This is a genomic window from Nocardioides abyssi, from assembly GCF_030412915.1.
Lineage (GTDB): Bacteria > Actinomycetota > Actinomycetes > Propionibacteriales > Nocardioidaceae > Nocardioides > Nocardioides abyssi.
Window position 1 is genome coordinate 1 of the sequence record NZ_JAUHJR010000194.1, and the last position, 275, is coordinate 275.

Consider the following 275-nt stretch of genomic DNA (forward strand, 5'->3'; position numbering starts at 1 on the left):
GGCGCGGTTGGCAGCGGACCGATCAGCGCGGCGTTCGGTTGTACGAGTGCGGACACCGAGACGGTTATCGGATCGGAAAACTCGACGAACTCGGTAGTCTCGCGCAGTTATCCGATTCCCAACGGGACCTATCTGGTAAACCTGTTTTTCGCTGAGACCAACGCTGCGGCTTGCGTCGTTGGCAACCGAACCGTCGATATCACCGTCGAAGGTACCCTCTACTACGGCGGCTCCGGTAGCGGCGACGGCTTCGACCAATATGCTGTATCGTTGGC

Annotated in this window: 1 protein-coding gene; it reads left to right on the forward strand. The window is 59.3% G+C overall.

The window, feature by feature from the left end; translation table 11 throughout:
• Nucleotides 1-275 (forward strand): hypothetical protein (locus tag QWY29_RS20460; RefSeq protein ID WP_300963062.1); only part of this gene is annotated, 275 nt, incomplete at both ends.